The sequence below is a fragment of the Coprococcus hominis (ex Arizal et al. 2022) genome, from assembly GCF_040094675.1.
In the GTDB taxonomy this organism is placed as follows: domain Bacteria; phylum Bacillota; class Clostridia; order Lachnospirales; family Lachnospiraceae; genus Coprococcus_C; species Coprococcus_C hominis.
This window is the reverse complement of the sequence record NZ_JBBNHG010000012.1, coordinates 42,261-50,726: the sequence shown is the minus strand read 5'-3', so window position 1 is coordinate 50,726 and position 8,466 is coordinate 42,261. Positions and strand designations below refer to the sequence as shown.

Annotated in this window: 8 protein-coding genes and 1 pseudogene; all 9 read right to left on the bottom strand. The window is 42.8% G+C overall.

What is annotated here, in order from left to right; translation table 11 throughout:
• Positions 1-513: 513 nt before the first annotated feature.
• Positions 514-1,227 (bottom strand): hypothetical protein, encoded by a 714-nt coding sequence (locus AAAT93_RS00535; RefSeq protein ID WP_227573067.1) that lies wholly within the window; start codon positions 1,225-1,227, stop codon positions 514-516.
• A gap of 320 nt (positions 1,228-1,547) precedes the next feature.
• Positions 1,548-2,009: pseudogene (locus tag AAAT93_RS00530) on the bottom strand (MFS transporter); the annotation flags it as partial.
• A gap of 16 nt (positions 2,010-2,025) precedes the next feature.
• Positions 2,026-2,181 carry a hypothetical protein gene (locus AAAT93_RS00525; protein ID WP_227573066.1) on the bottom strand — a complete coding sequence of 52 codons (156 nt, stop codon included), beginning with the start codon at positions 2,179-2,181 and terminating at the stop codon, positions 2,026-2,028.
• Between the two features lie 207 nt (positions 2,182-2,388).
• Entirely contained in the window at positions 2,389-4,104 is a 1,716-nt protein-coding gene (locus tag AAAT93_RS00520; protein WP_227573065.1) for a methyl-accepting chemotaxis protein, read from the bottom strand.
• A gap of 11 nt (positions 4,105-4,115) precedes the next feature.
• A complete protein-coding gene (locus tag AAAT93_RS00515; RefSeq protein ID WP_118670541.1) occupies positions 4,116-5,357 on the bottom strand; it encodes a BMP family ABC transporter substrate-binding protein in 1,242 nt (413 codons plus the stop codon).
• A 207-nt stretch (positions 5,358-5,564) separates the two neighbouring features.
• Entirely contained in the window at positions 5,565-5,903 is a 339-nt protein-coding gene (locus tag AAAT93_RS00510; protein ID WP_255669637.1) for a zinc ribbon domain-containing protein, read from the bottom strand.
• Positions 5,904-5,987: 84 nt separating this feature from the next.
• Entirely contained in the window at positions 5,988-6,671 is a 684-nt protein-coding gene (locus AAAT93_RS00505) for a 3'-5' exonuclease (RefSeq protein ID WP_227573064.1), read from the bottom strand.
• Positions 6,672-6,693: 22 nt separating this feature from the next.
• Positions 6,694-7,653 carry an AIR synthase-related protein gene (locus AAAT93_RS00500; RefSeq protein ID WP_227573063.1) on the bottom strand — a complete coding sequence of 320 codons (960 nt, stop codon included), beginning with the start codon at positions 7,651-7,653 and terminating at the stop codon, positions 6,694-6,696.
• A 13-nt stretch (positions 7,654-7,666) separates the two neighbouring features.
• A complete protein-coding gene (locus AAAT93_RS00495) occupies positions 7,667-8,464 on the bottom strand; it encodes a class I SAM-dependent methyltransferase (RefSeq protein ID WP_118373539.1) in 798 nt (265 codons plus the stop codon).
• Positions 8,465-8,466 lie beyond the last annotated feature (2 nt).

Genomic DNA, 8,466 nt, shown 5'->3' with positions numbered 1-8,466 from the left:
TTCCTTTACACTTACTACTATTAACTTTTAAAGAAGTCTGAGATGGCGGGTATGGAATCTCAGATTACAATTGACGTTCTACTTTTTAACGATTATCCACATTTCCTGTTTTTCATCTTTCCATTCGCAGTATTACCGTAGTCGCTAACTGGCATAAATGCAATTTTATTCAGCTACGTTTATCACAACCAAAACCAGCATAATTCGGCGGTCATTTTTTCATTTATTGAAAAAATCTTGATAAACTAATACCCCTTTATCCGATTTTCCAATAAAACTATACTATGCCACGACAGAATATCCGTTTCTTTCTTTATCAATAACGAGAGGATTTATATCTCCTGTGTATAGTAGTCAGTTAGAGATACAAAGACTACTTTTGGAGTACATTATTTACCGATGATATTATTTCCAATTACCACATTCTCTTTTTCACACTCTCAGAAATATATTTTTTACATTTTATTGTATTACTGCTTTTTGCACAGAATAAATGATAGCTTACGGATTTTATCAAACATAAAGCGGTAACTTTCCAGAGTTAAAATATGCCAATTGCATAGCTTCTTTGTCCGAATAGTCATCCCTATGTATATAAGAAGCCAATGCTATTATTTCATTTTGAAAAACATATAAAAACTTATCAAATCCAGTGCTGAATAAATTTTCTTTAAGCAAAAAGTCGGGATTTAAGAAAAAAGCTTTAACACTTATTTTTCTTTTTGCAATTGCGTGAGTAATCCTATGGTTTCCATCTATAACAAGCCATTGATAAAATTTATCTATCGTCAATGGTACAATAATAATTGGTTGTTTTTTTATCTCCACAATATCAGTTGTTTGCGTCCAATTAATTCGTGTGTTCTTATCAGTAAACTCTTTAATATTAACGTCAGTAGCATTATCTAAAAAAAAACCTGACTTCTCCAATATCTGAATTATGCGCGACACTCTAAAGTGAATATACATTGAATTTGTATCATAATTTATTGGTATCTGAAAATTCTCTGGAGCTTCCATTCTTTCTTTTAACATAAGCATTTTATTTTTAGGATCATTATAATTTTTACACGCAAAGTCATCTTCTGTCATTAAAAATTCTATCCACTTATCCAAATAAATTTTTTGAATGTCTCCGGAATGAAATATTGGCATCTGTGATAATTCTTTTTTCCATGCTACATAATCTACTTTATATATTTCACCTGATATAAAATCTACTGGCATATCGATTCTTCTCCTCATAAAATATTATTATAACAAATTATTCTCTTTTCTTAAAAATGTCTTGCTATAATAAATACTTGTGCCGTTATGAAACCCACCACCAATGGCACTATGTTTTTTCATCAATCATGTCTTTTCTACCCAGTGTTTCTTCTTCGTGATTAGTATATTAAATTTTTCTACCAAAAAACAACGTCTATTCCTATAAATCTAATTACCCAAAGTTACCTTTCTTATATTACAATATATTGTCATAAATAAAAAGAGCCGATCCCTCGACTCTCTAAACTTTCCCTACAAAATATTCTTTTCTTCTCCCCTCAGGACACCCCATCTTCCCCGAATCGCATCCTCACTTTCTTTCCTTCTCCCTTTTCCTCCGCGGTCGCCATCCGGAACACGATCATTCCAAGGATAAAGAACACGGATATCGCACCTACGCCGATATTTACCTTTCCGGTCACCTGCGAGACCAGGCTGATTACGGTTGTTCCAAGGAAGGATGCACCCTTTCCGCATATGTCCATCATGCCGAAATATTCGCCGGATTTTTCCGGTGGGATGATCTTAGCGAAATACGACCGGGACAATGCCTGAATTCCGCCCTGGAACATGCCTACCAGAATCGCCAGAATCCAGAACTGCCACTGCTCCCTCAGGAAAATTGCGAATATGGCAACGCCAAGATATGCGCCAATGCAGATCGTGATGAGTCGTTCTGTTTTATAACAATTGGCTAACCTGCCGAATATGATTGCAAAAGGAAATGCTACGATCTGTGTGTTTTCTTCTCGTTTCTCAATTTTTCAAAGTGACACCCAGTCGTTTGAAGCTGTTCCGAATCGCCCGTGGCTTCCGTTCCACGTAATGTTTCATAATGATGTCGCGGGCAGAACTGGAAACCTGTTCGATTACTTCCTGTCCCATCCGGTAATGTGCATATGTAGATGGCATATTCTTTTCCTCTCTTTGAATATATTGTTTTCTCTAATTTCTGCTCTATTATAAAATTGAAATTTGCCACTCTACTATCATATTTCTGTGGAAACCATGTAAAATCTAAGTCAAATTTCCGCATATCGGCTTATTACGAAAAAACGTTGGTTCATATAATGATGAACCAACGCTTCTGCATTCTTTTTCTATTTATATTCTTACTTCTTACATACGGAAATGCGACACCACGCCTGCCATATCATTGGCAGATGAGCTGACTTCCGTTGACATCTCGGTCACACTGTTTACTGTGCCAAGCACCTCATCACTAAAGGAAATCGTTCCCTTAACCGTATCCTCGTTTCTCTGTGCGATATCACTTAAGTTCTTGATATCTTTTCCGATTTCATCGGTTTCTTTGCCTAACTGTACGGTTGCATCACGAATGACATCCACGCCATCTGCAACATGAGATACATGCTCCTGTAACTGCTTGAATATATTGGCAGTTTCAACCAGCTTCTTCGTCTGATCATTCATAGCATCCTGTACGCTGTCCATAATATCCATTGTCTGGCTGGAATTATAGCTTAACAGATTCACCAGCTCGGATATTTCTGTCGATGCTTCATTACTCTGGTTTGCCAGCTTGCCAATCTCTTCTGCGACTACAGCAAAGCCTTTACCGGTTTCACCTGCCCTGGCTGCTTCAATCGATGCATTCAGAGATAAAAGGTTTGTCTGATCTGCAATATCGGAGATGTAACTAACTGCGGCAATGATTTTTTCCACAGATTCATTATTCTGCTGCGTCTGCTTCTGGATGTTCTCAACCTCGGTCATAACATCCTGGTTCGAAGCATCGAGCTGGTTCAACGATTTATCCACGTCATTTCTGGCGTCAAGCATCGCTTTTGTCTCATCGGAAAGGTGATCCACTTCCCCGAGCGTCTTTTCCAGATGAATATTCATATTGTGAATGCTGTTCTTGATATTCTGTGCGTTGCCGGTCTGCTCGACAGCTCCGGTCAGCATATTGTGCAGATCATCGTTGATATTTCCAACCGCATTGCCTGCCTGTCCGGCAGCCGCATTCATCTCCTCAGAGGATGCATTCAGGGTCATGGTATTGTTGCTGATTTTGCCAATCATCGCAGATAAGTTGTCGATAAGTGTCTGCGTATTACATGACAAAGCTCCCGCCTCATCTTTTCTATCCAACATACTCTGCTCGATCTCAACATTGAGATTGCCTTCCGAAATCTGTTTTACCACATCCATACTGTTCCGGATACTCTTTGCAATTCCTCTGGAAACAAGCAGACATCCGATGACCGCGATTACCAGTATAACAAGGATTGCTACTGTAAAAATCATGGTAATCAGATTCAGGCTCGCATATATCTCCTTGACCGGCATTCCGGCGAAAACCATACCGATGATCTCATCACTGTTATTCTGGTGCACCGGCACATAATATCCAAAATAGAAAGTACCATCTACCAGCACACGATTGGTAAACACCTCATTGCCATCCTGCAGGACATTTTCCACAAGGAAATCGCCTGCCTTAGAACCAAGGATCCGCTTCCCGTCCGCATCCTTTAATGATGTCACAAGTCGCGTGTCGTTGTAAAAGAATGTAACCTCAATCCCGGTTTTTGCAGCAATATCATCGATAAAAGGCGTAGACAGCGATACGTTGTAAGCACCCTTCCACACATCCCCGGTCGCATTTACAAAATAATCTCCGGCATTCTGATCATACGCCGCAAGCACGGCATTCGATGTCGCTTTCAGCTTCTGCTTGGCATCGTCCAGCAGTTTATTTTTCACGACTGTATTACTAATGAGAATCGCTACAATACCCATGATGAGTACCGGAATGATAGCCAGTATAAGCATCTTGTACTGCAGCTTCAAATTGCGAAATATTTTCACGGCTATCCCCCCTATTTCCAGTCTACGACTTCCACATTGTGATAATACCAGTTGATCTTACCGGTAATCGTCGCATCATCCAGCGTCTTTCCCTCTTCTCCGATCACAGTTCCATCGTTGGTAAGGATTTCTCCGTCAAACACGCCGAATTCTCCGGACAAAATCTTCTGCTGCATCTCATTTACTTTCTCCTGTGTTCCATCCTCGCACAGAGAAGATAATCCTGTCAGTCCGACCAGACTTTCGTCCATACCGCCATAATAATTCGAACCGTCATATGTCGCATTGACGATACTATTTACATAGGAGGTGTAATACGCACTCCAGTTCCAGATAACCGATGTCAGCGTTGCATCCGGTGTCTCTTTACTCATATCGGAATTATATCCAATCGCCCATGTTCCGTTTTCCTCAGATGCAATCTGGGGAGCTGTCGTATCTACATGCTGTGCCAGCACATCGCAGTCCTTGCCAATCAATGCATCGGAAGCCGCCTGCTCGTCATCCGGAGAAAACCAGGAGTTCGTCACTGCCACCAGCACCTTTGCATCCGGATTGACTTCCTCAACACCCATCGCAAATGCATCAATACCACCGGTACACTCACTGTTGTCGCTGCCCATCGCAGATACATACCCGATCAAATTACTTTTCGTCTTCATGCCCGCTACCAGACCGGACAGATATCTCGCCTGATAGATTCTTCCAAAATAGTTTGTAAAATTGCTTCCATTGCTCATGTATCCGGTTCCGTGTGCAAAATAAACATCCGGATACTTCTCCGCATATGCCGCGGTCTCTTCCATGTAACCCCAGCTCGTTGCAAATACAATGTTGCAGCCTTCATCCATACATTCATCCAACGCTTTTTTGATTGCTACATCATCGCCATCGTCTATCGATTCCTTGCGTACAACCTGATCTTCCTTAAGTCCGAGATTTGAAACCATACCCTGAATTCCAAGCTCGTGTGCATACGTATATCCCGATGTATCGGATGCACTGCCGATATACAACACACCGATCTTGACATCCTCTAACGGGATCGTCTTAAGTCCTGCCGGATTGGTCTCTGCCACCTCTGCCGACGCTGTCTGTTCTCCCTGCGCCGTTCCCGAGTTAGAAGTATCTGCCTGATTGCTTCCGTTTTCTACATCGTTTGTCACGACATCCACGATGACGTCATTGCCACAGCCGGATAACGAAAATGTCATCATCACAGCCATCATTACAGTCAGTAATTTCTTCTTCATCTGTAAATCCCTCCCTGTTTCTACATTCGCTTCTCTGATATCGGATGCATGGAAATCTGCCTTTTACCCCGCATCATATCCATACATATTCCTACATTTTATGTATTTTTATATTTTACATTGGATTGTATCATAATTCTATCTTTTATAGATGAAATGCAAAAAAGAGCCGATCACTCGGCTCTTCACTAACACTTCTATTCATCATTACCGTTTCTTATATAATCCTTCGATGTGAAGATCGTTAATCTCTTTTATCAACTGATGTTTGAATTCATCGAACTGTCCGCCATCGCTCAGTTCATCGTACCGCTTCCAATAGTCTAACTTCGGGAGCAAATCCTTCATATATTCCCGCGCCTGTTTCTCCGGGAATTCATCCGTCACCATATGCTTGACTGCAACATCGATCAGATCATCCATATTACTGTATGTATACATGCCATCTGCATAGCACCATTTGCAATACGATTCATTCATTGCCCCATCCCGGTCATGCCCGATAATCTCATCTTCGAGCGGCATGCCACAGCACTGACAGATCAATCTTCTCGGTTGTCCAACATGATGCTATCTTAGCAGACAACCGCTTACGATAAAAGCAACCTGCTGTTTCCCCTTATCCGCGCCTTAGATATTCTCCGTATAACGACAATCCGGAAATCCCTTACAGCCCCAGAACTCGCCGAATTTTCCTTTTCGTTTTACCATCATCATTCCACATTTCGGACAAATCTTGACATTCTGCCGTACATCCATCGTTCCTGCCCCAGACAATTCTTTTCCAAGTAATTCAAATACCTTCTGGTTCATCTTACAGTCTGTCAGTGCACGGTGCGCACCCACCGTAGAGATGCCATAATAGTTCGCAAGATCACCCAGTCTCCGATGCTTCCAATCCGGGAATACGATTTTTGCAAGGCGCAATGTATCCACGAAATCATTTGGAAGTACCACACCCATATATTTCTCGAAGTCCCGATACAGAAATTTCATATCAAACGAGGCAATATTATGTCCAACCAGAATATCGTTTCCGATAAATGCAAGGAACAATGGTAACACTTCTTCAAACTCCGGTGCATCTGCCACCATCTCGTCATAGATGTGATTGACCGCACTCGCACCATACGGAATTGTTCGTCCCGGATTAACAAGTGTGCTGAATTCATCGATGATTTTACCGCCGCGCACCTTCACGGCTGAGATTTCAATTACCTCATCGTAGTTTGCAGAGATTCCGGTTGTCTCCAGATCATATAACACATAGTCCGGTACATATTTATTTAATTGTTTTCCTCTTTGGTTGCTCATTTGTAAGTTCACCTGTTCTCATTTACAGCACCTTATGTATTTCATCCCCATTCACCGGAGACAGGCACCGGTGCTCCAGTTCATTTACCACGATCAGCTTCTCTTTTTTCTCTGTCACAACACCGATCACGGCGGCTTCCGTTTCCTGCTCTGCCAGATATTCCACCAGCTTCTCTCCATCTTCCACGACTACAAACAGGCAGCCGGTTGCATCAAGCAGATACGGATTGATATTGAAGAACTCGCAGATTTCGATTGTCTCCTGCCGGATTGGTATATCCACATGCTGTACCTCAAAGCCCTTATCCATCCAGACGCCCATCTGCCACAGGGCACCATAGACACCACCGGATGAGCCATCGTGCATATAGCAGATATCCATGCCGGAATCCGCAATCCTCCGTGCCACGTCCACAATGCTATACGCATCTTCCTTGACGCTTGCCATATCCAGATAGAAATCCGGGAACCGCGTATGCAGTTCTTCCCGCTTTTCCTTCAGTATTATATCCGCACCCATCAAGCCTGCCTGTCCGACCATTACGATATCGTAGCCCGGCTTGATCTTCTTTTTATTTGCACAGTAATCGCCTGCTGTTCCAAGCATCGTCACGACAAACTGCGCCCGCGCAAACACTTCAGACACCTGTGTGTGACCACCTAAGATCTGTATGCCCTTTGCTTCTGCATAAGAATTGAAATCCGCCATATAGCCCTTGATCCACGATTCCTTTACATTCCCCGGCAGAAGCATCGTAAGACGAGCACCCTCGATCTGTCCGCCGGAGCACGCAAAATTATTCATCGCTTTCACCCATGCAATCCACGGCGTATCGCCGATGCCATCTGCACTTACGCTTCCGTGCAAATTCGCATAATCGTTTCCGACTGCTGCCGATACCGAAAGCTTCGGATTCAATCTTCGTATATGTTTAATCACCGAACGCGACAGATAGCGCTCCGGCAAGCTTCCTTGTTCCATTCTTTCTTCTCCTCTACTTCCTCAGTATATCCACCGTATGTGCCCCTGCCCCGATCAGATCCGGTCGTTCACACACCTTCAACTGATACGCCACGAAAAGCTCGTAGCTCTCCTCACTTAACTGATTCACAAACGGACGGATATAATTGGCTGGTCCATCCGGTGACAGTATCTTCTCCCGCTTCAATCCAACCGCTTCGTTGTAGCCGTCAATGTCCTCAATCCGTTCGAATGCATACAGACTATCCGCCGCAGGTACCGTATGATATGACGCATCCAGTGTTCCATTCTTCACACTTTCTTCAATGTGATTTTCCTGAATACCATATACAACCACGGCATACTCATTCATCACATAGGCAACCAATATAATCCCGCCCGGTTTCGTCACGCGTTTCGCTTCGGAGAGCGCCTGAATCTTCTCCTCCTTCGTCATCAGATGATACATCGGTCCGAAAAGGAGCGTCAGATCATAGGTGTTATCTTCCAATTTCTTCAGATGCAGCGCATTTCCCTGCATCGCATGCACGTTACTGTTTTTCTGCTTCAATATGCCTAAGTTATGCTTCACCAGCTCCACAGCCGTCACATCATAGCCTTCCTCACAGAGTGCCACGCTGTAACGTCCGGTTCCGGCACCAATGTCGAGAATCTTAATATCTTCCCGGTTCGTAACCTTCAATTCCTGCATCCGCACATTCAGATAATCATGAATATACTTCATCGTGATACGATACTCAATCTGCCCGTGTCTGGAATTTAGTCTTTTTTCCTCATTGAATTTATTGTAATATTCTTCGATCTTGTTCATTT

Bases quoted from the DNA above. Each gene is read 5' to 3' on its own strand.
- AAAT93_RS00535 (WP_227573067.1), bottom strand. From the start codon at position 1,227: ATGCCAGTAGATTTTATATCAGGTGAAATATATAAAGTAGATTATGTA.
- AAAT93_RS00525 (WP_227573066.1), bottom strand. From the start codon at position 2,181: ATGCCATCTACATATGCACATTACCGGATGGGACAGGAAGTAATCGAA.
- AAAT93_RS00515 (WP_118670541.1), bottom strand. From the start codon at position 5,357: ATGAAGAAGAAATTACTGACTGTAATGATGGCTGTGATGATGACATTT.
- AAAT93_RS00505 (WP_227573064.1), bottom strand. From the start codon at position 6,671: ATGAGCAACCAAAGAGGAAAACAATTAAATAAATATGTACCGGACTAT.
- AAAT93_RS00500 (WP_227573063.1), bottom strand. From the start codon at position 7,653: ATGGAACAAGGAAGCTTGCCGGAGCGCTATCTGTCGCGTTCGGTGATT.
- AAAT93_RS00495 (WP_118373539.1), bottom strand. From the start codon at position 8,464: ATGAACAAGATCGAAGAATATTACAATAAATTCAATGAGGAAAAAAGA.